Source organism: Sphingobium trunci (assembly GCF_022664535.1).
Taxonomy (GTDB): domain Bacteria; phylum Pseudomonadota; class Alphaproteobacteria; order Sphingomonadales; family Sphingomonadaceae; genus Sphingobium.
Genome location: NZ_JAKUJY010000030.1, coordinates 19,475 through 44,798, shown reverse-complemented (window position 1 = coordinate 44,798; position 25,324 = coordinate 19,475). Strand labels below are relative to the sequence as shown.

At 66.0% G+C, this 25,324-nt stretch carries 21 protein-coding genes; 16 read left to right on the top strand and 5 right to left on the bottom strand.

Going from position 1 to position 25,324, the window contains the following annotated elements; all coding sequences use genetic code 11:
* The coding region (locus tag MJ601_RS19190) for a transposase (protein WP_242129396.1) at positions 1 to 903 on the top strand (903 nt) is incomplete at its 5' end.
* A gap of 97 nt (positions 904 to 1,000) precedes the next feature.
* Here MJ601_RS19190 and MJ601_RS19185 read toward each other — a convergent pair.
* From MJ601_RS19185 to MJ601_RS19175, 3 genes are all read right to left on the bottom strand, one after another.
* Positions 1,001 to 1,417 (bottom strand): RidA family protein, encoded by a 417-nt coding sequence (locus MJ601_RS19185; protein ID WP_242129394.1) that lies wholly within the window; start codon positions 1,415 to 1,417, stop codon positions 1,001 to 1,003.
* A 72-nt stretch (positions 1,418 to 1,489) separates the two neighbouring features.
* Entirely contained in the window at positions 1,490 to 4,114 is a 2,625-nt protein-coding gene (locus MJ601_RS19180; protein WP_242129392.1) for a TonB-dependent receptor plug domain-containing protein, read from the bottom strand.
* Positions 4,115 to 4,398: 284 nt separating this feature from the next.
* Positions 4,399 to 4,980 carry a TlpA family protein disulfide reductase gene (locus MJ601_RS19175; RefSeq protein ID WP_242129390.1) on the bottom strand — a complete coding sequence of 194 codons (582 nt, stop codon included), beginning with the start codon at positions 4,978 to 4,980 and terminating at the stop codon, positions 4,399 to 4,401.
* 58 nt (positions 4,981 to 5,038) lie between these two features.
* Between MJ601_RS19175 and argH the strand changes: the two genes are divergently transcribed.
* The 5 genes from argH to MJ601_RS19150 are packed head-to-tail and all read left to right on the top strand — an operon-like array spanning position 5,039 to position 9,676.
* A complete protein-coding gene (argH, locus tag MJ601_RS19170; RefSeq protein WP_242129388.1) occupies positions 5,039 to 6,403 on the top strand; it encodes an argininosuccinate lyase in 1,365 nt (454 codons plus the stop codon).
* Positions 6,403 to 6,666 (top strand): hypothetical protein, encoded by a 264-nt coding sequence (locus tag MJ601_RS19165; protein WP_242129407.1) that lies wholly within the window; start codon positions 6,403 to 6,405, stop codon positions 6,664 to 6,666. The genes argH and MJ601_RS19165 overlap by 1 nt, the downstream gene beginning before the upstream one ends.
* A 21-nt stretch (positions 6,667 to 6,687) precedes the next feature.
* Positions 6,688 to 7,968: a diaminopimelate decarboxylase gene (gene lysA, locus MJ601_RS19160; RefSeq protein WP_242129386.1), complete on the top strand. Its 1,281-nt coding sequence runs from the start codon at positions 6,688 to 6,690 to the stop codon at positions 7,966 to 7,968.
* The gene (locus MJ601_RS19155) at positions 7,968 to 8,726 is read left to right on the top strand and encodes a precorrin-2 dehydrogenase/sirohydrochlorin ferrochelatase family protein (protein ID WP_242129384.1); all 759 of its coding nucleotides are present in this window, start codon (positions 7,968 to 7,970) and stop codon (positions 8,724 to 8,726) included. The genes lysA and MJ601_RS19155 overlap by 1 nt, the downstream gene beginning before the upstream one ends.
* Positions 8,723 to 9,676 carry a zinc transporter ZntB gene (locus tag MJ601_RS19150; protein WP_348635605.1) on the top strand — a complete coding sequence of 318 codons (954 nt, stop codon included), beginning with the start codon at positions 8,723 to 8,725 and terminating at the stop codon, positions 9,674 to 9,676. Before MJ601_RS19155 ends, MJ601_RS19150 begins: the two co-directional genes overlap by 4 nt.
* Positions 9,677 to 9,694: 18 nt before the next feature.
* On the opposite strand, the gene MJ601_RS19145 is transcribed toward MJ601_RS19150, so the two are convergent.
* A complete protein-coding gene (locus MJ601_RS19145) occupies positions 9,695 to 10,318 on the bottom strand; it encodes a response regulator transcription factor (RefSeq protein ID WP_491572937.1) in 624 nt (207 codons plus the stop codon).
* A gap of 54 nt (positions 10,319 to 10,372) precedes the next feature.
* A complete protein-coding gene (locus MJ601_RS19140) occupies positions 10,373 to 11,026 on the bottom strand; it encodes a TetR/AcrR family transcriptional regulator (protein ID WP_242129380.1) in 654 nt (217 codons plus the stop codon).
* 89 nt (positions 11,027 to 11,115) lie between these two features.
* Here MJ601_RS19140 and MJ601_RS19135 point away from each other — a divergent pair, with 89 nt between their 5' ends.
* From MJ601_RS19135 to cobA, 10 genes are all read left to right on the top strand, one after another.
* A complete protein-coding gene (locus MJ601_RS19135; protein ID WP_491572936.1) occupies positions 11,116 to 12,648 on the top strand; it encodes an efflux transporter outer membrane subunit in 1,533 nt (510 codons plus the stop codon).
* A complete protein-coding gene (locus MJ601_RS19130; protein WP_242129377.1) occupies positions 12,641 to 13,795 on the top strand; it encodes an EmrA/EmrK family multidrug efflux transporter periplasmic adaptor subunit in 1,155 nt (384 codons plus the stop codon). The genes MJ601_RS19135 and MJ601_RS19130 overlap by 8 nt, the downstream gene beginning before the upstream one ends.
* 10 nt (positions 13,796 to 13,805) lie before the next feature.
* Entirely contained in the window at positions 13,806 to 15,329 is a 1,524-nt protein-coding gene (locus tag MJ601_RS19125) for a DHA2 family efflux MFS transporter permease subunit (protein WP_242129375.1), read from the top strand.
* A gap of 55 nt (positions 15,330 to 15,384) precedes the next feature.
* Complete coding sequence (locus MJ601_RS19120; protein ID WP_242129373.1) at positions 15,385 to 15,966, top strand: ANTAR domain-containing response regulator; 582 nt, start codon at positions 15,385 to 15,387, stop codon at positions 15,964 to 15,966.
* On the top strand, positions 15,963 to 17,162 hold the full coding sequence (locus MJ601_RS19115) for an ABC transporter substrate-binding protein (protein ID WP_242129371.1): 1,200 nt from the start codon (positions 15,963 to 15,965) through the stop codon (positions 17,160 to 17,162). Before MJ601_RS19120 ends, MJ601_RS19115 begins: the two co-directional genes overlap by 4 nt.
* 246 nt (positions 17,163 to 17,408) lie before the next feature.
* Positions 17,409 to 18,653, top strand: coding sequence for a nitrate/nitrite transporter (locus MJ601_RS19110; protein ID WP_242129369.1), 1,245 nt, complete (start codon positions 17,409 to 17,411; stop codon positions 18,651 to 18,653).
* A gap of 305 nt (positions 18,654 to 18,958) precedes the next feature.
* Entirely contained in the window at positions 18,959 to 21,475 is a 2,517-nt protein-coding gene (gene nirB / locus MJ601_RS19105; protein WP_242129367.1) for a nitrite reductase large subunit NirB, read from the top strand.
* Positions 21,476 to 21,480: 5 nt separating this feature from the next.
* A complete protein-coding gene (nirD, locus tag MJ601_RS19100) occupies positions 21,481 to 21,831 on the top strand; it encodes a nitrite reductase small subunit NirD (RefSeq protein WP_242129365.1) in 351 nt (116 codons plus the stop codon).
* Between the two features lie 109 nt (positions 21,832 to 21,940).
* Positions 21,941 to 24,553, top strand: coding sequence for a nitrate reductase (locus tag MJ601_RS19095; RefSeq protein WP_242129363.1), 2,613 nt, complete (start codon positions 21,941 to 21,943; stop codon positions 24,551 to 24,553).
* Positions 24,540 to 25,322 carry a uroporphyrinogen-III C-methyltransferase gene (gene cobA / locus MJ601_RS19090; protein ID WP_242129361.1) on the top strand — a complete coding sequence of 261 codons (783 nt, stop codon included), beginning with the start codon at positions 24,540 to 24,542 and terminating at the stop codon, positions 25,320 to 25,322. Before MJ601_RS19095 ends, cobA begins: the two co-directional genes overlap by 14 nt.
* The last annotated feature ends 2 nt before the right edge of the window (positions 25,323 to 25,324 follow it).

Genomic DNA, 25,324 nt, shown 5'->3' with positions numbered 1-25,324 from the left:
GGCGTCCCTGGCGATGAAGGGCTGCCACCGGACATCGTCAATCATGCTGCCCGGGAGTATCTGGAGGTCCTTGACGAAGCAGCTTTCGGCGCAGCTTCGCCCGTCACGCCCAAATATCTGTCGCCTGCCGATCCTGCTGCCCGCTGGACCGGCGCCCATGGCGGGCAAGCCTTCTTCGCCTATAGCACCAACTATCTCATTGATCTGGCTCATGCCGTGATCGTCGATGTGGAGGCCAGCACCGCTATCCGTCAGGCCGAGGTGACGGCGCAGCGAACGATGATCGACAGGACGCAGGAACGCTTCGGCATCTGGCCCCAGCGGTTGGCGGCCGACACAGGCTATGGCGATGCGGCCAATCTTGCCTGGCTCGTCCATGAGCGGGGCATCGAGCCGCATATTCCCGTCTTCGACCATGCGGGTCGCCGCACCGATAGCTTCCATCGCACAGCGTTCCGCTATGACCATCAGCGCGACGTCTATATCTGCCCCGGCGGCAAGCAGTTGGTGCAGCATCGCCGGAACTATGCCGACCCCAGACCAAGCGTCGATAAGGACGGCTTCATGCGCTATCGCGCCAGCAAGCATGACTGTGACGCCTGCACCCTCAAGCCCCAATGCTGCCCGGGACAGCCCATGCGCAAGGTCGCACGGTCAATCCATGAAGGCGCGCGAGACCTGGCAAGGGATCTGTCCCAGACCGACGCCTATGTCACATCCCGGCGCGAACGAAAGAAGGTCGAAATGCTCTTCGCCCATCTCAAGCGTATCCTGAAGCTTGATCGCTTGCGCCTACGAGGACCAAATGGCGCAAAAGATGAGTTCCACCTCGCAGCCACAGCCCAGAACCTACGCAAGCTCGCGAAACTCATTCCGATCCAGTCGGCTATTGCCCCAGCGTGACACGGGGAGCCGACTTCGCCCCAACGTTAGAGACTGACAATTACGGACTTCTTCAACACTATCGGCCGATTCCCGACGACTCAACCAAGCCGCGGCATCATCGGAAGCTGGCGATGCATTCGATCTCCAGCGGAGCGCCCATCGCCAGCCCGTCCGCGCCGAAGGCGCTGCGGGCGGGGAGCCGCTGGCCTTCGAAATAGCGCAGGTACCGGCCGTTGAAGCGCGGCCAGTCGGCCATGTCGTCCAGCATCACCGTGCATTTGACGACATGGCCGAAGTCCAGCCCATTATCCTTCAATATCCTGCCGATGCTGCCCATCGCGCCGTCGACGGCGGCATCGAAGCCCTCCTTGTGCGGGTCCATGCCCGCCGGAACCTGTCCGATCTGGCCGGAGATGAAGAGCAGATCGCCCGCGCGCACCGCAGGAGAGAAGGGGAGCCGGGCGGGCGCGGGCGACTGGGCGAGAGCGGGGGCGGCGCTCAGGAGCAGGGCGAGGACGGCAGCTTTCTTCATGGGGCCACTCCGGCAGTTCAGACATGGAAAAGGGCCGGTCCCTTGCAGAACCGGCCCTTCCTTCGTGACGCTTCAGAACTTGAAGTCGAGGCGGGCGTAATAATAGCCGCCCGAAGTGCCGTAGGGACCATGCCCATAATAGGCGTTATAGGCGCCCGCCCCGTTGACATAGGGCGAGACGCCCGCCGCCGGTGTGACGCCCTGCATCAGCGCGGGCACCTCCGGCCGCTTGTTGAACAGGTTGTTCGCCCCCACGGAGAAGGTCACTGCATCGGTGAACTCGTAGCCCAACTCCAGATCGGTCAGCGCGGTCGCCTTAACCACGCCGTTGAAATAGAGCTGGTTGGCATTCACACCGTTCACGAGGGCGCCGTCCGCGATCAGGAAGCCGCCGTTCGGAATGAAGCCACCGGCGGGCGTGAAGGCGGGACGGACCAGAACGCTGGTCTTGCCGTAGAAGGTTTCACGCAGGTTGAGCGAGAATTTCCCGCTCTTGAACAGCGCACCCGCGACGATCTTGTAATCCGGGTTGGACCGTTCGATATTGCTTTCGGACGCTGCGTTGAAGATCGGATAGCCGACCTTGTTGTTGGTGATCTTGGTCTTGTTGTAATTCGCGGTCAGCGACAGGTTCAGCACACCGAAGTCCAGCGCGACCGGATAGCTCGCCGAAAAGTCGATGCCCCAGGTGCGGGTATCGATGCCGTTGGTGAAGCTCGACACCCCGATCGTGCCGTTAGTGAACAGCGCGCTGTCCAGCACGATGCCCGCCGCGTTCAGGGCGTTCAATATGTCGGCGCCGCCCGGCTGCGCAACGCCGTTGAGAACGGCATTGCGCGCGGCCGTGCCGGTGATGCGGTCCTTGATCTTGATGATATAGCCATCGATCGTGATTGCGAGCTTGGGTACGGGCCGCAGTACGACACCGGCGGAGAAGTTCTTCGACTTTTCAGGCTTCAGCGCGTTGAAACCCAGCAATGCCGCGGCGGGCGTGCCGGCGGGAAGCTGCGCGATGGCACTGGTCGGGCCGACGTTGATGGTCGAATATTTCTGTTCCGCCAGCGTCGGCGCGCGGAAACCGGTGCTGACGGTGCCGCGCAGCGCGAAGGCGTCGCTGAAGTCGTAGCGGGTCGTGATCTTGCCGATGGTCGTGTCGCCGAAGTCGGTATAATCCTCGTAACGGCCCGCAAGGTCGATGGACCAATGTTCGACCGGCTCCGCGATCAGGTTGATATAACCGGCGCGCGAACTGCGGCGGAACTTGCCCGCGTCGGTCGCTTTGTAGCCGGGGAAGGACTGAACGCCGGTCTTGTAGGTCGAATAATAATCGCCCGCGACGATCTCATAGGTGTCCCGCCGATACTCGCCGCCAAAGGCGAAGGTGAGCGGGCCGGCCAGGCCCATTTCGAATTCTTTGCGGACGTCGGCGGTGACGGTGGTCTGGCTCAGGCGGAAACCGCCGTCATAGGCCTTGTCCACCGTGTTGGGCTGGCCGATGCCGCGCAGCGACGCGGCATAGCTTTCCTGCCAGACCTCGCGATGGGCCGACGATTCCGTCCAGATCTCGTCCTTCTGATAGCCATAGGTGGTGCTCAGGTCATAGTTCCAGCCTGACACTTCGCCCTTGGCGCCGACGGTGAAGCTGTATTCGTCCTCGATCACATGCTGCAGCGGCACCATGCCCCAGGTACCGGTGTTGCCGTAGCAGATATTGGGATCATAGGCGGCGGGGGTGATGGCGCCGCCCAGATTGCCGGTTTCGTAACAGATGCGCTTGGGATGGCGGTAGCCCTGCTTGGCATAGCCGATGCGGCGAGCATAATCGCCGAAGCTGTAGAGTTCGACCCCGCCGAAATCATAGCCCATATTGTAGAAGGCTTCGGTCAGATAGGTCTTGGGCTGGCCGCCATTGATGCCTGATAGCGCGTCTCCCGCCAGGTTCGACCATTGGGCGGGCGTGTTGGGCTGCAACGTGCCGTCCGGCCTGGTGATCTGGACCTGGCCGGTGCCGACCGTGGTGTAATCCTGACGGCGATGGAACAGGCTCAGATTGAAGAAGCCGTCCTCGCCCAGCTTGAAGCCCATATTGCCGGAGACCGAGAAGAGTTCGCCCTCGCTGTCATAATATTGGCCGCCGGTGACCTTGAAGCTGCCGCCTTCATTCTGGTCCTTGAGGATGAAGTTGATGACGCCCGCGATCGCGTCCGTGCCGTAAACGGCGGCCGCGCCCTCCTGGAACACTTCGACGCGGGCGATGGCGTCGGGCGGAATAAGGTCGATGCTGGGCGCCGCCGAACCCTGGAACGCGCCGGAAATGACCTGAAGGATGCCGTTGCCATGGCGGCGCTTGCCGTTGACCAGCACCAGTGTGTGGTTGGGGCTGAGGCCGCGCAGGCGGGCGGAGAGGGAGAAGCTGGAAAGGTCGGTGCCCTGCGTCTGGGCGGTGAAGCTGGGAACGATCTGGGTCAGCACCTGGTTGAGGTTCGGCTGGCCGACATGGCTGATCGCTTCCTGGCTCAATACCTGGATCGGCGCCGCGCTTTCGGCGGCCTGCATGCCGACGGCGCGGGTGCCGGTGACGATGATGGCGCCGCCCTCATCGGACTGCGGTGCCTGGGCGGCGTCCTGCGCCATGGCGCAGGCGGACCATGATGAAGCCAATATAAGTGAAAGGCGAAGAGCGGATAATCTTGTCATTCCATGCCCCCTGTTTGCATTTTACATGACAGGGGGATCAACGAGCTTGCGGAACAAAACCTCCATTGCATTGCACAAAAATTAAAGAAAAATGCAATGTTTCTATTTCATTTCCACGTGGAATCGAACTCTTCTGTTATGTTGCGGAGCACCCTGCTGCTGGAATGTACCGGAAATTGCCGGACGCATTTTGCAACCATTGGGGGATGGCGGATTTCTGGTCTCATTTCGTCTTGGCAGGCCGGTCCGGCGAAAGGGTCGATGCCCGGTTGCCGCGCAGCCCCTCAACTCGCCAGCGCCGCGCCGATCAGCGCCCGGCCTTCCTTGCTGGTCCAGTCCATCGCGCCGATCACCCGCACCATTTCCTTGCCCTGCGCGTCATAGATCACCGTCGTCGGCAACATGCCGCTCTTATAGTGGAAGCCGAACTGGTTTTCCGGATCGATCCAGCCCTTGAGATGGGGCAGGGGGTGCTTCTCGAAAAAGGGTTTGATGACCTGCTCGCCCTGGCTGTCCTGCGATATGGTGAGGACGGCGAGGCCCTTCTTCCCATAGTCCGCCGCCATCGCGTCCAGGGTCGGCATCTCCGCCACGCAGGGCGCGCACCATGTCGCCCACAGATTGACCAGCATCGGCTTGCCCGCAAAGTCGCTGAGTTTCGCGTCGCTGCCGTCCGGATTCTGGAAGGTGAAGTCCGGCGCCGGGCTTCCCGCCTTCGACCTGTCGAGCGTATAGCTGAACTCTCCCCCCTTGCCGGCGCCGCTCCGGGATGGCCCGGTCGCCTCCTCGCTGGCGTTCGGACCTTGCCCAGAGGGCGGCGATTGCTTATCGCACGCGCCAAGGCCAGCCAGCAGGAGCAGTGACATTACGCAGGGCAAGGAAGATCGGAACGGGGAAGATCTCACGGGGGTAGGCTCCAACAGCATGTGGGGCGGACGCTTCGCGGCCGGTCCGGCTTCGGTCATGCGGGAGATAAATGCCTCCATCCCCTTCGACAAGCGTCTGTGGAAACAGGATATCGCCGGATCGAAGGCGCATGTCGCGATGCTCGCCAGCCAGGGCATCGTGGCGCAGGCCGATGCTGACGCGATTTCCACCGGTCTGGACCGGATCGCCGCTGAATATGAGGCGAACGGCGTTCCGGTGAATCTCGACCTGGAAGATATCCATATGGTCACGGAATCGCGGCTGGCCGAACTGATCGGTCCGGCGGCGGGGCGGCTGCACACGGCGCGCTCGCGCAACGATCAGGTGGCGACCGATTTCCGCCTCTGGGTGCGCGACGCCATCGATGAGGTACAGGCCGGGCTTTCCGGCCTGCAGGCGATGCTGCTGACCCGCGCGGAAGAACATGCCGATGCGGTGATGCCGGGCTTCACCCATCTCCAGTCGGCGCAGCCGGTGACGCTGGGCCATCACCTCATGGCCTATCATGAGATGATCCGCCGCGACCGCAGCCGCTTTGCCGATGCGCGCGACCGGCTCAACGAATGCCCGCTGGGCGCGGCGGCGCTCGCAGGCACGGGTTTCCCGATCGATCGCCACGCGACGGCGGCGGCACTGGGTTTCGCCAAGCCGACCGACAACAGCCTCGACAGCGTGTCGGATCGCGACTTCGCGCTCGACTATCTGATGGCGGCGACCCAGGTCGCGCTCCACCTCTCGCGCCTTGCCGAAGAGTTCATCATCTGGGCCAGCCAGCCCTTCGGCTTCGTGAAGCTGCCGGACGCCTATTCGACCGGCAGCTCGATCATGCCGCAGAAGCGCAATCCCGACGCCGCCGAGCTGGTGCGCGGCCATGCCGGGCGGATCATGGGCTGCATGAACGCGCTCTGCGTCACGATGAAGGGCCTGCCGCTCGCCTATTCGAAGGACATGCAGGACGACAAGCCGCCGGTGTTCGAGGCGCATGACCTGCTCGGCCTCTCCATCGCGGCGATGACGGGGATGATCGAGACCGTCACCTTCCGCACCGACCGGATGCGTGGGCTGGCGGAGAGCGGCTTCGCAACCGCGACGGACCTTGCCGACTGGCTGGTGCGGGAGGGCAATATCCCCTTCCGGGAGGCGCATCATATCACCGGGCGCGCGGTCGCGGCGGCGGAAGCGGCTGGCGTGCAACTGGCCGATCTGCCGATCGAGACGTTGAAGGCCATTGATGCGCGGATCGATGATCGTATCTATGCAGTGCTGACGGTCGATGCCTCGGTCGCCAGCCGCAGGAGCCACGGCGGCACCGCGCCCGATCAGGTGCGGGCGCGGATCGCCGAGGCGAGGGAGAAGCAATGATGAGGGCACGGATCGCCAGGGGACTTGCACTCGCCGCGCTGGCGCTGGCGCTGGCGTCCTGCGGCGGCCGTCAGCCGCTCAAGCCGGTGCAGGGCCAGCGCCTGCCTGCCGTGCCGGTGGGCGCGGCGACGGCGCCGACGGCGGCGCAACTGACCACGCCCTCGATCCAGGCGCGGCCGGAACGCAATGTCGAACTGCTGACCCAGTCGAAGGTGCGCGGCGACGACCAGTTCGACCTGCCGCCCGAGAGCGACCCCCAATAAGATTCTCTAGGACATAAAGCCTTGGACCATTTCACCTATGTCGACGGCGCCATGCTGGTGGAGCAGGTGCCGGTCGCGGACATCGCGGCCCAGGTCGGCACGCCCGTCTATATCTATTCGACCGCGACCCTGACCCGGCATGTCGGCGTGTTCCGCGATGGCCTGTCGCAACTCGACGATCCGCTGATCGCCTTTGCGGTGAAGGCCAATCCCAATGCCGCCGTGCTGGCGACGCTGGCCAGGCTGGGCCTTGGCGCTGACGTCGTGTCGGCGGGCGAATTGCTGCGCGCCATCGCGGCGGGCATTCCGGCCGACCGCATCGTCTTTTCCGGCGTCGGCAAGACGGCGGATGAAATGCGGATCGCGCTGGAACGGGGCATCTACCAGTTCAATCTGGAAAGCGAGCCGGAAGCGGAAATGCTCTCCCAAGTGGCGCTGTCCATGGGGAAGAAGGCCCCGGTCGCCTACCGCATCAATCCCGATGTCGATGCGGGCACCCATGCCAAGATCTCGACCGGCAAGTCGGAAAACAAGTTCGGCATTCCCTATGACCGGGCGCTGGCCAGCTATGCCGCCGCCCGCGACCTGCCCGGCCTCGACGTGCAGGGCGTGGCGGTGCATATCGGCAGCCAGCTCACCGACCTCAAGCCCCTGGAAGCCGCCTTCATCAAGGTCGGTGCCCTGATCGGGAAGCTGCGCGGCGAAGGCCATGACATTCGCACCGCCGACCTCGGCGGCGGGCTGGGCGTGCCCTATGATCCCTCCCAGCCCTTGCCGCCCAGCCCCGCCGACTATGGCGCGATGGTGACGCGGGTGACGCAGGGCTGGAATGTCCGCCTGATGTTCGAGCCGGGCCGTCTGATCGTCGGCAATGCGGGCGTGCTGCTGTCGCAGGTGGTGCGGGTGAAGCAGGGCGCGCAGGCGCCGTTCGTGATCGTCGACGCGGCGATGAACGACCTGCTGCGGCCCAGCCTCTACGATGCCTGGCACGATATCCGCGCCGTCCATCCCAGCGGCGACCGCGCCCCCGCCAATGTCGTCGGCCCGGTCTGCGAGACCGGCGACACCTTCGCCATGCACCGCGACATGGACGTGGTCGGTGCGGGCGATCTGGTCGCCTTCATGACCGCGGGTGCCTATGGCGCGACCATGGCGAGCACCTATAACAGCCGCGCACTGACCCCCGAGGTGCTGGTGTCGGGCGACAAATGGGCCGTGGTCCGCGCCCGCCCGCCGATCGAGGCGCTGATCCAGGGCGACAGCATTCCGGCCTGGATCGCGTCTGAGGGCGTGCAGGACTGATGCAGAGCCTGCCCGTCTTTCTGCGGTTGCAAGGGCGGGCCGTCATCCTGACCGGCGGGGGCGAGGCGGCGGACGCCAAGCGGCGCCTGCTCGAACGGGCGGGCGCGCGGATCGTCGGCGAATCCGAAGCCGCCGCGCTCGCCATCGTCTCCGACGGCGACGAGGCGACCGTGGCGCGGCTTCAGGCACGCGGCATATGGGTGAACGCCACCGACAGGCCCGACCTTTGCGACTTCACCCTGCCCGCCATCGTCGATCGTGAGCCGGTGCTGATCGCCATCGGCACGGGCGGCGCGTCGGCCGGGCTGGCCAAGGCGCTCCGGCAACGGATCGAGGTGTTGCTGCCCGCGCGATTGGGCGCGCTGGCGAGGGCGCTGCACGATGCGCGGAGCGCGATCCGCGCACGCTGGCCCGATGCGGCGGCGCGGCGGCGCGCGATCGATGCCGGGCTGATGGCGGGCGGGACGATCGATCCGCTGTCGGACAAGGCGGCCGATGCGGTGCCGGACTGGCTGGCGGAAGGCGCCGATGGGGCGACGAACCGGCTGGAAGTGATCCGGCTGCTCTCCGCCGATCCCGACGATCTGACGTTGCGCGCCGCCCGGCTGCTGGGCGAGGCGGATCGCCTCTACCATGCACCGGACGTGCCCGCCGCGATCCTCGACCGGGCAAGGGCCGATGCCGTGCGCATCGCGGCGGCTTCGCTCCCCCAGGAACCGGGCGAGGGGCTGTCGCTCTGGCTGGAGATGGTCCGATAAGCCGGGTGTTCCTCTTCGACGGCGGCCAGGCGCAGCAAGTCTCGCTCGACGCCTTTTGCGAGCGGACGAGCGATGCGCCGTTCAGCTGGGTTCATGCCGATGGCTGGCGGGAGGATGCCCGCGCCGTCGCCTCCCGCTGCGACCATATGCCCGAAGCGGCGCTCTCGGCCCTGCTGGCCCAGGAAACCCGGCCCCGCTGCACGCTGATGGCGCATGGTGCGCTGGTCAATCTGCGCGGCCTGGGCGCGACCGATGACGGCATTGGCGATCCTCTGGTGTCGATCCGCCTCTGGGCGGAGGAGGCGCGCGTGATTTCCGTCAGCTATCGCCCGCTCGCGGCGATGGAGCCGGTCGTGGCGCAGATGCTGGCGGGCAGGATTCGCGATCCCGGCGACCTGATCGCCGCCTTCGCGCAGCAGATCACCGAGGCGCTGGACCCGGAAGTCGCTGACCTCGGCGACGGGCTGGATGAGATCGAAAGCGCGCTCACCGAGCATGGGCCCGCCGAAGCGCGGCGCCGCGTGTCGGAAATCCGCGCGACGGCGATCAGCTATCGCCGCTTCATCGCGCCGCAGCGGCAGGCGCTGGAGCGGCTGTCGGCGGCGGATGCCCCCTGGCTCGAGCCCGACGACCGGCTGCATCTGCAGGAAGCCGCCGACCGCTGCGCCCGCATGGCGGAGGAGCTGGAGGCGGTGCGCGAACGCTCTGCGCTGGCGCATGAGGAACTCACCGACCTGCGCGCCGAACAGATGAACCGGCAGGCGCTGATCATTTCCGTCGTCGCATTGGTGTTCCTGCCGCTGACCTTCCTGACCGGCCTGCTCGGCATGAATGTCGACGGCATTCCCTTCGCCCATGCGCCCTGGGCCTTCTGGGGCGTGGTCGGCGTCTGCATCGCCATGGCGGCGGGGATCAGTGGCTGGTTCGCCGCGACGCAATGGCTGAAATAGGCGGCGGAAGCGACCGGGTCAGTGGCGCGCGGCGTTGAGCCGCGCAATCTCGTCATGCAGCGCCTGGATCGAGGAGACGAGCCGCGCCCGGTCGGCCTGCATTTCCGCCAGCGCGTCGCGCGTTTCCCCCAGTTCCAGCGCACGGCGGGCAATGCGGGCGTCCAGTTCCGCATTGTGGCGGGTCAATGTGCCCAGTTGCTCGGCGCGCGCGCACAGATGGCGCAGCCGCGCATCGAGAATCTCGAAATCATAGGGCTTCACGATATGGTCGTCGGCACCGGCCTCCAGCGCCTCGACGGCGGAAACCGCATCATTGCGTCCGCCGATCATCACGAAACAGGCATTGTCGGCCAGGCCCGCCGCCCTGATCTTGCGCATGGTGGCGATGCCGGGAAGCAGGGTCAGCGCCATGTCGATCAGGATGACGTCCACCGGCCGGGCCACCAGCATGGTGAGCGCGGTAAAGCCATTTTCCGTCAGCGCCACATCATAGCCCATATGCGACAGGCGCCGGGCGATCACGGCACGCGCGGTGGCATCCTCATCGATCAGCAGCACGCGCAAGCGCCGCGCCGTTCGTCCGGCCTCCGGCATCTGCTCGCTCGGGAACAGGCGACTCGCATTGCGCTTCCAAAATGACATGGCGTCCCACCTTCAGGTCTCCCGCAAGCCTAGGATCGTCGCGCAAAGAAATGGTTAACGCGCCCCGTGCGGCTCAGGCGCATAGGCATGCAGGAAGCAATCGAGCGCAAAGGTCACGTCCTTCTCGATCTGATCCGGTGTCGGCCGGTCGACCTGCCCCATCAGCATCAGCTGGTGACAGCCCGACATCATCAGCGTCATGAAGGTTCGGGCGGCCAGTTCCGGATCGGCCCGGCGCAACAGCCCCCGATCCATCGCCTGTTCCAGGAAGGCGGCTATCATCAGGCGCGTGTGACGCGGCGCATGTTCGAAGAAGATCGCGCCCATTTCCGGGAATCGGCCTGCTTCGGCCACGACCAGCCGGTGCAGCGCGATGGCCGGGGGAGAGGTGACCTTCTCCAGCAGGTTCATCCCCAGCCGGAACAGCGTAGCCGCCAGATCGTCGCCTGAATCCAGCATTTCCGCCAGTTGCTCGCGATAGGCCGTCGTCCGGTGGTCCAGACAGGCGGAGAACAATTCCTCCTTGGAGGGGAAATAGCTCCACAGCGTCCCCTTCGATCCGCCCATCTTCGCGGCGATGGCCGACATGGTCGTGGCGGCATAGCCATTTTCCAGAAAATACTGGCCCGCCACCTCCAGAATCGCCCTCCGCCGGTCGCGCCGCCGCGCTTCCCGGCGGGTGAGAGGAGGGGAATCGATCGCTGTCATAAAATCGTACCATATAGTACGCTATTTCTGTTGACAAGGATTCGCATCGGGCGCAAAGGCCAATTTCATACTCTTTGGTACGGTTTGTTATGTCCGTGAGTCGCTTGCTGATTCGGCCTCCCGCAAAGTTTCGCGCCGGGACGTTCATGACGTCCATCATGCTGCTGTCCGCCTGCGCGGCGGTCCCCGATCTCGGGCCCAAGCCGGTCGTGCGCGCGCCCGCCAGCATCGACGCGCAGCAAAGCCTCCAGGCCGCCAATGCCGACTGGCCGTCCGAAGGCTGGTGGAAAATATATGGCGACCCCCAGCTCGACGCGTTGATCGAGGAGGGGCTGAAGGGCTCGCCCGATGTGGCCGCCGCCGTCGCCCGCTTTCGCCAGGCCAGCGCCGCCGCGCAGCAGGCCGGCGCGCCGCTGCTGCCCTCGGTGGACCTGAACGCCAGGGGCGGAGCGACCAAATCCAGCTATAATATGGGCATGCCCAAGGAATTCGTGCCCAAGGGCTGGCTGGGCACCGGTCAGGTCGCGCTGGACTTCGGCTTCGACCTTGACCTGTGGGGCCGGAACCGCGCCGCGCTGGCGGCGGCGACATCCGATGCGCAGGCGGCCGAGATCGACGCGCGGCAGGCCCGGCTGGCGCTCGCGACGGGCGTGGCCGACGCCTATGCCGATCTGGCCAGGCTCTATGCCGACCGCGAGATTCTGGCGCGCGCGCTGGAAATCCGGACCGCCAGCCAGAAGCTGGTCTCCCAAAGGCGCGCCAACGGCCTCGAGACCCGCGGCAGCGAGCGGCAGGCCGACGCCACCGTATCGTCCGCCCGCGCCCAACTGGCCGCCGCCGATCAGGCCATCGCCATCCGCCAGCATCAGATCGCGGCGCTGATCGGCGCGGGGCCGGATCGCGGCCTTGCCATCGCCCGGCCGAAGCTGGGCGCGCTGACGCCGCTGGGGCTGCCCGCCGATGTCACCACCAATCTGGTCGCGCGCCGCCCGGATATCGCGGCCGCGCTGGCGCGGACGGAGGCGGCGGCGAAGCGGATCAAGGTCGCCCGCGCCGATTTCTTCCCCGCCATCCGCCTCAGCGCGATGATCGGCGTGCAGTCGCTGGGCTATAATACGCTGTTCAATACCGCCACGGGCGCCTTTTCCGGCGGGCCCAGCCCCTTCACGGACACTTTGTTCAAGAAGGATTCGCTGTTCGGCAATGTGGGACCGGCGGTCAGCCTGCCGATCTTCCACGGCGGCGCATTGAGCGGCCAGTATCGCGGCGTGCGCGCCGCCTATGACGAGGCGGTGGCGAATTATGACCGGACCGTGCTCGGCGCCTATCAGCAGGTGGCCGATGCGGTGACGGGGCGCCGCGCGCTCGACCAGCGGCTGGCCGATGCCCGATCGGCGCTGGCCGCGTCGGAGGAGGCCTATGCCATTGTCCGCCAGCGCTATGAAGGCGGTCTCAACACCTATCTTGACGTGCTGAATGTCGAGGACCAGCTATTGGCCGCGCGTCAGTCCGTCGCGGAGCTGGAGGCCAGCGGCTTCACGCTCGACATTGCCCTGATTCGCGCGCTGGGCGGCGGTTTCGCCGCCAGCGATGCCATCGCTAAGGAACTGCCCCATGGCTGACGCCACGCCCGAATTTTCCGCCGAGACCGGCAAGGCCGACGATCTCGCCGCGCAGCGCCAGGAAACGCGCAAGAAATGGCTGGTGCGGCTGGCGCTGGCCGTCCTGGTGGCCGCCGGTCTCTACGGCATCTGGTATCTGCTGGTCGGGCGCAACCATGTCAGCACCGACAATGCCTATGTGAATGCGGAGATCGCGCAGGTGACGCCGCTGATTTCCGCGCAGGCGGTCGAGGTGCTGGTGAGCGACACCCAGGCGGTGAAGCGCGGCGACATATTGGTGAAGCTCGATCCCACCAACGCCCGTATCGCCTTCGCCCAGGCGGAAGCGGACCTGGCCGAGGCGAAGCGCCGGTTCCGCCAGGCGGTCGCGACCAACAGTTCGCTCGCCGCGCAGGTGGACGCCCGCGGCGCCGATATCAGCCAGGCCCGCGCCCGGCTGGCGACTGCGCAGGCGGATTTCGACCGGGCACGCATCGACCTCAAGCGCCGCGAGGCGCTGGCCCCCAACGGCGCCGTGTCGGGTGAGGAACTGACCAGCGCGCGCACCGCCTATGCATCGGCGCAGGCGGCGCTGGAACAGGCGAAGGCCGGCGTGGCCACGGCGGAGGCCACGCGCGGCGCCGCCAGCGGGCAGCTGGCCGCCAACGATGCGCTGGTGCGCGGATCGACCATCGATACCGACCCCGCCGTGCTGGCCGCCAAGGCAAGGCTCGACAATGCGCGGCTCGATCTCGACCGCAGCATCATCCGCGCGCCGATCGACGGGGTGGTGACGCGGCGGCAGGTGCAGGTGGGCCAGCGCGTGGCGCAGGGTACGCCGATCATGAGCATAGTTCCGCTCGCCCAGGTCTATGTCGATGCCAATTTCAAGGAGCGCCAGCTTGGCCGGGTGAAGGTGGGCATGCCCGCGAAGGTCGTTTCCGACCTCTATGGCGGCGATGTCGTCTATCACGGCAAGGTCGTCGGCTTTTCCGGCGGCACCGGCTCGTCCATGGCGCTGATCCCGGCACAGAACGCCACCGGCAACTGGATCAAGGTGGTGCAGCGCCTGCCGGTGCGCATCGCGCTCAATCCGAAGGAACTGGCGGCGCATCCGCTGCGGGTCGGGCTTTCGATGGAAGCCGAGATCGACCTGTCCGGCAAATAAGGCGCGATCCTTGACCCAAGCGGCCGAAACCTTTCCCCTGACCCCCCGCCAGCGCTTTCTGGCGGGGCTGGTGCTGGCGATGAGCAATTTCATGGTCGTGCTGGACCTGACCATCGCCAATGTTTCGGTCCCGCATATCGCCGGCAATCTGGGCATTTCGCCCGACCAGGGCACCTGGATCATCACATCCTATGCCGTGGCGGAGGCGATCTGCGTGCCGCTCACCGGATGGCTGGCGCAGCGCTTCGGGGCGGTGCGGGTCTTCACCTACGGCATGGCTGGCTTCGGCCTTTTCTCCATGCTCTGCGGCATGTCGATGACGCTGGGCATGCTGGTCGCCTGCCGTATCGGCCAGGGGCTGTGCGGCGGCCCGCTCATGCCCATGTCGCAGACCCTGCTGATGCGCATCTTCCCGCCCGAAACGCGGGGACGGGTGATGGGCGTGTGGGCGATGACCACGCTTGCCGGGCCAGCGGTGGGACCGATCGTCGGCGGCTATATCAGCGACAATTGGAGCTGGCACTGGATCTTCTTCATCAATCTGCCGATCGCGGTGGTCTGCGTCTTCTCGGCGCTGGTGCTGCTGCGCCCGGTGGAAACCGAACGGCACAAGCTGCCCATCGATTTCATCGGCCTGGGGCTTCTGGTCTTCTGGATCGGCTGCATGCAGATCATGCTGGATATCGGCCGCGATCATGACTGGTTCGCCGATCCGATGATCGTGATGCTGGCGGTGCTGGCGGTGATCGGCTTCAGTGCTTTCGTCATCTGGGAACTGACCGAGGAACATCCGATCGTCAATCTCAGGGTGTTCCGCCATGTCGGCTTCACCTCCGGCGTCATCACCCTGTCGCTCTGCTTCGGGGCCTATTTCGCGGGAATCGTGATCATTCCCCAGTGGCTGCAGATGTCGATGGGCTATACGGCCCAGGCGGCGGGCTATGTGACGTCCTTCACCGCCATGACCGCCATCTTCGCCGCGCCCCTGGCAGGACGGGCCATCGGCAAGGTCGACGTGCGCGTGATGATTTCGGGTGCGGTGGTATGGATGGGCTTCGTCACGCTGTGGCGCGCCAACTGGACCAGCACGGCCGATTTCTGGACCCTGTCGCTGCCGCAGGTGGTGCAGGGCTTCGCCATGCCCTTCTTCATGATTCCGCTGACGACGCTGACGCTGGGATCGGTCCGGCCGGAAGAAACGGCCTCGGCCGCGGGCCTGCAGAATTTCCTGCGCACGCTCGCGGTCGCGATCTCGACCTCCCTCGTCCTCACCGGCTGGGGCAATGGCCAGCGCGTCGCGCGCAACGAAATGGTGTCCTCGCTTGATCCGGGCGTCGGCAGCAGATTGGCCGGCAGCGGCTTTACCCCGGCCCAGACGCCGCAGGTGCTGGCCGATCTGGTAGAGCAGCAGGCGGCGGTCATTTCGATGAACCATGTCTTCTTCACGGCGGCCCTGATCCTGTTCCTGGCGGGCGCGCTGGTCTGGTTCGCGCCGCGTCCCACGGGCAGGGTGGACACTTCGGCAACCCACTGACCCAGATTGACGCGACGCAGCATCCCGGCCACTGAGGGACGAAAAGGCGGGGTGCATGCGAATCGTCATCATCGACGACAGCGGGTTGCGGGCGACGGTCCTGGAGGAAGGACTGCGCGAGGCGGGCTATGACGACATCCATATCGTGCCCCCGCGCGGTGGTTTCGTCGCGCGCCTGGAACGCATGGCGCCCGACGTCGTGCTGATGGATCTGGGCAGCCCCAGCCGCGACACGCTGGAGGAAATGCTGTCGGTCAGCCGCGCGCTGGCCCGGCCGATCGCCATGTTCGTAGACCAGTCGGACGAAAGCATGATCGGCGCGGCCATCGATGCGGGCGTATCCGCCTATGTCGTCGACGGGCTGCGCAAGGAAAGGGTGAAGCCGGTGCTGGAACTGGCGGTGCGGCGCTTCAACGCCTTCGCCCGGCTCCAGACCGAACTGGACGAGGCGCGCACGGCGCTGTCCGACCGCAAGATCATCGACCGCGCCAAGTCGATCCTGATGAGCCAGCGCGGCCTCCCGGAACCCGACGCCTATGCGCTGCTGCGGTCGAGCGCGATGAATCAGGGGAAGAAGATCGTGGACGTCGCTCAGGCCCTCATCACCGCCAGCGACCTGTTGGGAGGGGGGCTTTGACCGACCTGCGTATCGCATTTCTGCCGCTGACCGATGCCGCCGTGCTGGCGGTCGCGCGCGAAAAGGGCTTTGCGGAAGAGGAAGGGCTGAAACTCGATCTCGTCCGCACCACCAGCTGGGCGACCTTGCGGGACCGGCTGATCTTTGGACAGGTGCAGGCCGCGCACATGCTGGCGCCGCTCGCCGTCGCCGTGACATTGGGATTGAGCCAGCAGGCCGCGCCGCTCTCCGCGCCCTACAAGCTGAACGTCAACGGCAACATGCTGGTGATGGCGAGCGAATTCGCCCAGGCGCTGGACCCGGACATTGTCGCCCGGCTCGACGATCCGCTCGGCACCGCGCATGATTTCGCCGCCGCTATCGGGCTTTGGAAGCGCAAGCCGGTGATCGGCGTCGTCCATCGCTTTTCCAGCCATGCGATCATGCTGCGCTACTGGCTGGCGAGCGCGGGGGTCGACCCGGACCGCGACGTGATGCTGCGCGTCGTGCCCCCCTCGCTCACGGTGGAGGCGATGCGCGCGGGCGAGATTGACGGTTTCATCGCGGGCGAACCCTGGGGCAGCGGGGCGGTCGACGCGGGCCTGGCCGAAGCGGTGGCGATCGGCGAGCGCATCTGGCGGCGCGGCGTCGAAAAGGTGCTGGCCTTCCGCACCCCCTGGCTGGAGGAGAATCCCGACGGCGTAGACCGGCTGATCCGCGCGCTGGCGCGGGCTGCGGCCTGGTGCGACGATGCGGGCAATCATGAACCGCTCGCGCATCTTCTCTCCAGTCCGCGCTATGTCGATCAGCCCGCGGAGGTGATCCTGCGCGGCCTGTCGGGCGCAATCGTGCCGCGCGTCGACATGGCGCCGCTGACGATGCCCGATTTCATGCTCTTTTCGCGGGAGGCGACGCCCTTTCCGTGGCGCAGCCAGGCGCTCTGGATCTATTCGCAGCTCGTCCGCTGGAAGATGGTCGACCATAGTGCCGACAATGCCGCCCGGGCCGCCGCCGTGTTCCGGCCCGACATTTTCCGCCGGGCGCTGGCGGACAGCGACGTGCCGTTGCCGGGGGCGAGCATGAAGCTGGAAGGCGCGGTCGCCTCCCCGCTCGCGGTGGGGTCGAAGCGGGGCGAACTGACGCTGGGGCCGGACCGCTTCTTCGACGGCCGGGTGTTCGATCCGGAAAGGATAGAGGATTTCCTCGCCGGCTTCTGAAACATCTCCGCGTCGCCGCAAGGGCGCCTCTGCCCCGCGCCCATTTTGTGCCTTGCAACATGATGCGAATCACGAGATAAGATAGGAGTCGCGCGACGAAGCGCGTTTTCAGGATGAGCCTTCCCAAGGCCGGGATATCGCTCTCCTCCAGATCCGACAGCAAAGCCGCTGGCCAGATTCCGTGGATGACGGGGTCTGGAAGCGGCTTTTTTCGTGTTCAGTTCACAAGGATTGAAGGACCTCATCATGGCAACTGCTTATTGGGATGGCCCGGAAGAGGGCGCAGCAAGGGGAGTCCAGACCAGCTTCTGGAAGGCCGGCCACACGCCGACCCTGATCGCCGCTTTCCTCTATTTCGACCTTGCCTTCATGGTGTGGGTCCTGCTGGGTCCGCTGGCGCCCTCCATTTCCAAGGCGCTGGCGCTGACCCCGGCGGAAAAGGGGCTGATGGTCGCGGTGCCGACGCTGGCTGGAGCGATCTTGCGCGTCGTCAACGGCCTGCTGGTCGACCGCATCGGCTGCAAGCAGGCGGGCGCGATCAGCCAGCTGATCGTCATCCTCGGCCTGTTCACGGCCTGGTTGATGGGGGTCAACAGCTTCGGCGGCACGCTGGCGCTGGGCGTGATCCTGGGCTTTGCCGGGGCGAGCTTCGCCATCGCGCTGCCGCTCGCCAGCCGCTGGTATCCGGCCGAGCATCAGGGCAAGGCCATGGGCCTCGCGGGCATGGGCAATTCGGGCACGGTGCTCGCCTCCCTGTTCGCGCCGATGCTGGCCAAGGCATTCGGCTGGAACGCGGTGCTGGGCCTCGCCTGCATTCCGCTCGCCATCGTCTTCATCCTCTACATGATCATGGCGAAAAACTCGCCGAACGCGCCCGCGCCCAAGAAGCTGGTGGACTATTTCCACCCGCTGAAAAGCGCCGACGCCTGGTGGCTGATGGGCTTCTATGCGGTGACGTTCGGCGGCTTCGTGGGGCTTGCCGCTTCGCTGCCCATCTATTTCACCGACCAGTTCGGCCTGACCCCGGTCGTCGCGGGCTACTGCACCGCGGGCTGCGTGTTCGCAGGTTCCCTGGTCCGTCCGATGGGCGGCGCGCTGGCTGACCGGATCGGCGGCGTCAAGGCGCTGATGATGGTCTATATCGCCGCCGCTCTGGCACTGGCGGGCGTGGCCTATGCGCCGACGCTGTTCTCGGCCCTCGGCCTGTTCGTCGCGGCGATGCTGGCGCTGGGCGTCGGCAATGGCTCGGTGTTCCAGCTGGTGCCGCAGCGCTTCAGGGAAGAGATCGGCGTCATGACCGGCCTGGTCGGCATGGCGGGCGGCATCGGCGGCTTCTATCTCGCCTCGTCGCTGGGCATCGCCAAGCAGTTCACCGGCAGCTTCGCGCCCGGTTTCCTGATCTTCGCGGCGCTTGCTCTGGTGGCTTTCCTGGGCCTCTCGATGGTCCGTGTCCGCTGGCGCACGACCTGGAGCACGGCCGCCCGCATCTGACTATCCCCGGTTACCGGACAGGAGGGGGGAGCGGCGGCCCGCGAAAGGCCGCCGCCCTTTTTGCGCTTGCGATAGGCTCAGGCGCCCCCAATCGCAAAATACATCGCGATACGAGGAATCGCTTGACGCGAATCGTCAAACCAATATGCTGCAATGCAAAGGACAGGGTTGTCCTTCTTCCATAGCTGCGGTGGTCCAGGGACGGGTCATCAAGGCGCATATGATGGCAAGGCCGCCATCCAGACCTTTGGGTTCAAAGCCCAGGGGTCCGGATGGCGGCCTTTTTCTTTTTCTGGAGTCGAGGGATGGATTTTCAGAACAACGGACCGGAAACGGCGAACGAGGAGCCACTCTTCGTACCGTCCGAAGATGTTCGGGAACATCTGGTGGTCGTGGGCAACGGCATGGCCGGTTGCCGCGCGGTCGAGGAACTGCTGGCGCGCGACAAGGATCGCTATCGCGTCACCATCTTCGGCGCAGAGCCTTATGTGAATTACAACCGCATCATGCTCTCACCGGTCCTGGCCGGGGAAAAGAGCTTCGATGATATCGTCATCAACAGCCGCGAATGGTATTCGGACAACGATATCGAACTGATCGCGGGTGATCCGGTGACGGCCATAGACCGCGCCGCAAAGACCGTCACGAGCCATTCGGGTCGCACCGTCGGCTATGACAAGCTGCTGATCGCCACCGGGTCGGACCCCTTCATCATCCCGGTTCCGGGGAAGGACCTGCCCGGCGTCATCAGCTTCCGCGACATGAAGGATGTCGACACCATGCTGGAAGCCGCTGGAAAGGGCGGCGACGCGGTGGTGATCGGCGGCGGCCTGCTTGGTCTCGAAGCCGCGCATGGTCTGACCCTGCGCGGCATGAAGGTCACGGTCATCCACCTCATGGACACGCTGATGGAACGGCAGCTCGACGAAGCGGCGGGCTGGCTGCTGAAATCCGCGCTCGAAGGACGTGGCCAGACCATCCTGACCGGCGCCAACACCGAGGCGATCTACGGCGACGGCAGGGTCGAGGGCGTCCGCCTCAAGGACGGCCGCGAAATCCCGGCCAGCCTGGTGGTCATGGCGGTGGGCATTCGTCCCTCGACCGCTCTCGCCCGCGAAGCGGGGCTTGAGGTCAATCGCGGCATCAAGGTCGACGATCATATGGTGACCAGCGACCCCGATGTCCTCGCGGTCGGCGAATGCGTCGAGCATGACGGCAATGTCTACGGCCTCGTCGCGCCGCTCTGGGACATGTGCCGCAGCCTCGCCGATGGTCTGACCGATCAGCATACGGGCTACAAGGGTTCGGTGACGTCCACCAAGCTGAAGGTCGCCGGTCTCGACGTCTTCTCGGCCGGTGACTTTTCGGGCGGCGAGGGTTGCGAGGACATCGTCCTGCGTGACGCCTCGCGCGGCGTCTACAAGCGCGTCATCGTCAAGGACGACAGGATCGTCGGCGCCGTGCTCTATGGCGATACCGTCGATGGCGGCTGGTATTTCGACCTTCTCCGGAAGGGCGAGGACGTCGCCGACATTCGCGACCTGCTGATCTTCGGTCAGGCCTTCGCCTCGGGAGGAGGCGCGCTGGACCCTAAGGCGGCCGTTGCGGCGCTCTCGGACGATGCCGAGATTTGCGGCTGCAACGGCGTCAGCAAGGGCCAGGTGGTCGCCTGCATTTCGGCGGGCAATGGCAGCCTCGATGCCGTGCGCGCCACCTGCAAGGCGTCGGCCAGCTGCGGCAGCTGCACCGGCCTGGTCGAAAATCTGCTGGCGGTCGTGCTGGGCGACGACGTCAAGTCCGGCCCCAAGACGATGTGCAAATGCACCAGCTTCACCCATGACGACGTCCGTCGCGAGATCGTGGCGCAGAATATGCGCTCGATCCCGGAAGTCATGCAACTGCTGCACTGGTCGACGCCGGACGGTTGCTCCTCCTGCCGCCCCGCGCTCAACTATTATCTGCTCTGCGCGCTGCCGGGCGAATATCAGGACGACCAGCAGAGCCGCTTCGTCAACGAGCGCATGCACGCCAACATCCAGAAGGATGGCACTTATTCCGTGGTACCGCGCATGTGGGGCGGCCTCACCAACCCCACCGAACTGCGCGCCATCGCCGATGTGGTCGAGAAATATAACGCCCCGATGGTGAAGGTCACGGGCGGCCAGCGGCTCGATATTTTTGGCATCAGGAAGGAAGACCTGCCCGCCGTCTGGGCCGACCTCAATGCCGCGGGCATGGTGTCGGGTCATGCCTATGGCAAGTCGCTGCGCACGGTGAAGACCTGCGTCGGGTCGGAATGGTGCCGCTTCGGCACGCAGGACTCGACCGGCCTTGGCGTCAAGATCGAGCGGATGACCTGGGGATCGTGGATGCCCCACAAGTTCAAGATCGCGGCGTCGGGCTGCCCCCGCAATTGCGCGGAGGCGACGATCAAGGACTTTGGCGTGGTCTGCGTGGACTCAGGCTATGAACTGCATGTCGGCGGCAATGGCGGCATCCATGTCCGCGCCACCGACCTGTTGTGCAAGGTTTCGACCGAGCAGGAGGCGCTCGACTATTGCGCCGCCTTCATCCAGCTCTACCGCGAGGAAGCGCGCTATCTGGAGCGCACCGCGCCGTGGATCGAGCGCGTCGGCGTGGAGTATGTGAAGGGCCGAATCGTGGAAGACGAGACAGGCCGTGAAGCCCTGCGCGCCCGCTTCCTCTATTCGCAGAGCTTCTCTCAGGATGATCCCTGGGCGGAACGCGCAGCCGGCGCGAATGCAGAACTGCACCAGCCGCTTGAACCCCGAATGCCCTTTGGCGTCATCGCTGCGGAGTGAACGACATGACCGATTGGATCGACATCGGAACGCTGGCCGACATTCCCCAGCGCGGCGCCCGCACAATTCGTTTCGGGGATGGGCAAATCGCCGGGGCAAAGGAAATCGCGGTGTTCCGCACCGGCGACGACCATGTCTTCGCTCTGGTCAACGAATGCCCGCACAAGAAAGGCCCGCTCAGTCAGGGCATCGTCCACGGCCACAGCGTCGCCTGCCCGCTGCACAACTGGAATATCGCCCTGAAGACGGGCGAGGCGCAGGGCGCGGACGAGGGCTGCACGCCGACCATCGCGGTGAAACAGGAGGGCGGTCGCATCCTGATTGCCCGTCCGGCTTCGCTGAAGGCGGCTGCATGAGCCATATGGTCCCCACTTTCAGCGGGGACCGGGGTGGAGGGGGCATGCTGGCCATCCCTTGCGGCACGCACCTCCACCCAATTACCCAATCGGATCAAGAGGTATCGGTATGAACCAGGCCATCCGCACTACCTGCGCCTATTGCGGCGTCGGCTGCGGCATCTCGGCCACGCCGACCGGGGACCGGTCGGTTACGATCAGGGGCGATGAGGCGCACCCGGCCAATGGCGGCCGCCTCTGCTCCAAGGGCACGCATCTGGGTGAGACGGTGGGGCTTCAGGGCCGCCTGCTCCATCCCATGATCGGCAGCAAGCGCGCCAGCTGGGACAAGGCGCTGGACCTTGTGGCCAGGAAATTCCGCGAAACCGTCGAGCGTCATGGTCCCGACAGCGTCGCCTTCTACGTCTCCGGCCAGCTGATGACCGAAGATTATTATGTCGCCAACAAGCTGATGAAGGGCTTTATCGGCTCGGCGAACATCGACACCAATTCGCGCCTCTGCATGTCGAGCGCGGTTGCCGGGCATAACCGGGCGTTCGGTGAAGATGTCGTGCCCGCCAGCTATGACGATCTGGACGAAGCCGACCTGATCGTGCTGGTCGGCTCCAACACCGCCTGGTGCCACCCCATCGTCTATCAGCGCATCCAGGCCGCCCGCGCCGCGCGCGGCACCAAGCTGGTGGTCATCGACCCGCGCCGCACCGAAAGCTGCGAAGGCGCCGACCTGCATCTGGCGGTTAAGCCCGGCACCGACGTCGCGCTGATGAACGGCCTTCTTGCATGGTGTGATCGGGAAGGGATCACCGACCCCGATTTCCTGGGCGATCATGTCAGCGCACCCGAAGGTTTCTGGGACCATATCCGCACCGGCCACGATCTCTGGACCACGGCAAAGACCTGCGACATCGCGCCCGTGCTGCTGGAACAATTCTACAGGCTGTTTGCCGCGACCCCGCGCACGGTGACGATATTCAGCCAGGGCATCAACCAGTCGATCCGCGGCACCGATCAGGTGAATGCGATCATCAACGTCCACCTCGCCACCGGCCGCATCGGCAAGCCGGGCGCGGCGCCCTTCTCGATCACCGGCCAGCCCAATGCGATGGGAGGGCGAGAGGTCGGCGGGCTGGCTTCGACGCTGGCGGCGCACATGGACTTCACCCCCGAAAATGTCGAACGGGTGGGCCGCTTCTGGGCCGCGCCGGCCATGGCGACCAGGCCGGGCCTCAAGGCCGTGGACCTGTTCCGCGCCGTCAATGAAGGCCGGATCAAGGCGCTGTGGATCATGGCGACCAATCCCGCCGTCTCGCTGCCCGATGCGGGCCGCGTGCGCGAGGCGCTGGAGGCGGTGCCCTTCCTCGTCGTGTCGGACATCATGGCCGACATCGACAGCTCCGCCCACGCCCATGTCCGCCTGCCCGCCGCGGGCTGGGGCGAAAAGGACGGCACCGTCACCAATTCGGACCGCACCGTCAGCCGCCAGCGCCCCTTTCTTTCCCTGCCCGGCGAGGCGAAGCCCGACTGGTGGATCGTCAAGGAAGTCGGCCGCCGCATGGGCTGGCGCAACGCCTTCGCCTATGACCGGCCCGCCGACATCTGGCGCGAACATGCGCGCCTCACCGCCTATCGGAATGACGGCCAGCGCCTGCTCAACCTGCGGGCACAGGCCACCATCGGCAATGATGCCTATGACGCCATGGAACCGTTCCGCTGGGGCGGCGAAACGCCCTTCTCCGAAGGCCGCTTCCCGACGCCGGACGGCCGGGCGCGGCTGGTGCTGACCAGGCAGATAGAGATCCAGGAGCCGCTCGCGCAATGGCCGATGACGCTCAACACTGGCCGCTATCGCGACCAGTGGCACACGATGAGCCGTACCGGGCTTTCGTCGAAACTCGCCCGCCATCGCGAGGAACCGCTGGTCGAAATCCACCCGCAAGACGCCGAACGGCTGGGCCTGTCCGACCGCGATCTCGCCCGCGTCTCGACAGCGCAGGGCAACAGCATCTTCCGCGTGGCGATCAGTGGCGGCCAGCGCCCCAGTGAAATCTTCACCCCGATCCACTGGACCGACCAGATGTCGACCGGCGGCCGCACCGGCCTGCTCCCCCGTCCGCTGGTCGATCCCCATTCGGGCCAGCCCGGCTTCAAGTCTACCCCCGCCAGCGTCGAGAAGGTCGCCACCGAATGGAGGGGCTTCCTGATCCTGCGTGGTGACGAGCCGGTAAAGCTGCCCTGCCTCTGGTCGACGCGGATCACCGTGCCGGGCGGCGCGCTCTATGAGATTGCGGGCAATGGCGATCCGGCACGGCTCGACGCCTTCCTGCCGAAGGGCGACCGGGTGGAAGCCATGGACGCCTCGCGCGGCACCCGCCGCATCGCCACCATCAGCGAAGGCCGATTGAACGGCGTGCTGTTCATGACACGCACCGGCCTGCTGCCCTCGCGCGACTGGCTGATCCGCCAGCTCGAGGCCGAGGGGGTGGGCGGTTCCGTCCTCGCCGCGCGCGGCCCCGGCAGCCGGCCGGAGAAGGGTGCAACCATCTGCGTCTGCTTCGACATTGGTTTGAACCAGATCGTCGCCGCCGTCCGCGAACAGCAGCTGGTCGATGTCGCCGCCATCGGCAAGGCGCTCGGCGCCGGGACCAATTGCGGCTCCTGCCGCCCCGCCATCGCCAATATCCTCGCCCAAGCCATGCAGGAGACGCTCCATGCAGCCGAATGAACTCATCGCCCCCAGTCAGGTCTGGCTGGTCGGCGCAGGCCCCGGCGACCCGGATCTCCTGACCCGCAAGGCGGAAAGGCTGATCGCGGCGGCCGAGATCGTCTTCTACGACGCGCTGGTGGGGCCGGGCGTGCTCGACCTGATCCCGCAAGGCGTGGAACGGGTCAGCGTCGGCAAGCGCTCCGGCCGCCATTCGAAGGCACAGGAAAGCATCAACGACCTGTTGCTCGCTGCGGCCAAAGCGGGCAAGCGTGTCGTGCGCCTGAAGGGCGGCGACCCGTCGGTCTTCGGCCGCTCGGCGGAGGAAATGGAGCATCTGGCCGCCCACGGCATCTCCTTCCGCATCTGCCCCGGCATCACCACGGCCAGCGCGGCGGCGGCGAGCGGCAGCGCGTCGCTTACCCTGCGCGGCGTGGCGCGGGGCCTGACGCTGGTGACGGCGCATCTGAAGGCTGGCGAACCGCTGAAGCTGGACTGGGATATGCTCGCCAGCGCGGGCAGCACGCTCGGCATCTATATGGGCCGCGCGGCAGCGGGCGAGATCAGCCGCAATCTGATCGCCGCCGGGCGCGATCCCGAAACGCCGGTCATGGTCGCGGTCAATGTCTCGCTGCCCCATGAGCGGCTGATCCGGGGCAAGCTCTCCGCGCTCGCTTTCCTGGTGCGGACGATCAGCGACGAGGACCCGACCCTGCTGCTGATCGGCGAAGCGGTCGCGGGCACGCATGTCCCGGCGGACATGGTGGCCGGCGTCGCCATCAGGGCCTGAGG

Excerpts from the sequence above, each read along its gene's own strand:
- MJ601_RS19120 (WP_242129373.1), top strand. The coding sequence starts at position 15,385 with ATGCGAATCGTCATCATCGACGACAGCGGGTTGCGGGCGACGGTCCTG.
- cobA (WP_242129361.1), top strand. The coding sequence starts at position 24,540 with ATGCAGCCGAATGAACTCATCGCCCCCAGTCAGGTCTGGCTGGTCGGC.
- MJ601_RS19180 (WP_242129392.1), bottom strand. The coding sequence starts at position 4,114 with ATGACAAGATTATCCGCTCTTCGCCTTTCACTTATATTGGCTTCATCA.
- nirD (WP_242129365.1), top strand. The coding sequence starts at position 21,481 with ATGACCGATTGGATCGACATCGGAACGCTGGCCGACATTCCCCAGCGC.
- MJ601_RS19135 (WP_491572936.1), top strand. The coding sequence starts at position 11,116 with ATGTCCGTGAGTCGCTTGCTGATTCGGCCTCCCGCAAAGTTTCGCGCC.
- MJ601_RS19165 (WP_242129407.1), top strand. The coding sequence starts at position 6,403 with ATGAGGGCACGGATCGCCAGGGGACTTGCACTCGCCGCGCTGGCGCTG.
- nirB (WP_242129367.1), top strand. The coding sequence starts at position 18,959 with ATGGATTTTCAGAACAACGGACCGGAAACGGCGAACGAGGAGCCACTC.
- argH (WP_242129388.1), top strand. The coding sequence starts at position 5,039 with ATGTGGGGCGGACGCTTCGCGGCCGGTCCGGCTTCGGTCATGCGGGAG.
- MJ601_RS19185 (WP_242129394.1), bottom strand. The coding sequence starts at position 1,417 with ATGAAGAAAGCTGCCGTCCTCGCCCTGCTCCTGAGCGCCGCCCCCGCT.
- MJ601_RS19130 (WP_242129377.1), top strand. The coding sequence starts at position 12,641 with ATGGCTGACGCCACGCCCGAATTTTCCGCCGAGACCGGCAAGGCCGAC.
- MJ601_RS19140 (WP_242129380.1), bottom strand. The coding sequence starts at position 11,026 with ATGACAGCGATCGATTCCCCTCCTCTCACCCGCCGGGAAGCGCGGCGG.
- MJ601_RS19110 (WP_242129369.1), top strand. The coding sequence starts at position 17,409 with ATGGCAACTGCTTATTGGGATGGCCCGGAAGAGGGCGCAGCAAGGGGA.
- MJ601_RS19145 (WP_491572937.1), bottom strand. The coding sequence starts at position 10,318 with ATGTCATTTTGGAAGCGCAATGCGAGTCGCCTGTTCCCGAGCGAGCAG.
- MJ601_RS19095 (WP_242129363.1), top strand. The coding sequence starts at position 21,941 with ATGAACCAGGCCATCCGCACTACCTGCGCCTATTGCGGCGTCGGCTGC.
- MJ601_RS19175 (WP_242129390.1), bottom strand. The coding sequence starts at position 4,980 with ATGTCACTGCTCCTGCTGGCTGGCCTTGGCGCGTGCGATAAGCAATCG.
- MJ601_RS19155 (WP_242129384.1), top strand. The coding sequence starts at position 7,968 with ATGCAGAGCCTGCCCGTCTTTCTGCGGTTGCAAGGGCGGGCCGTCATC.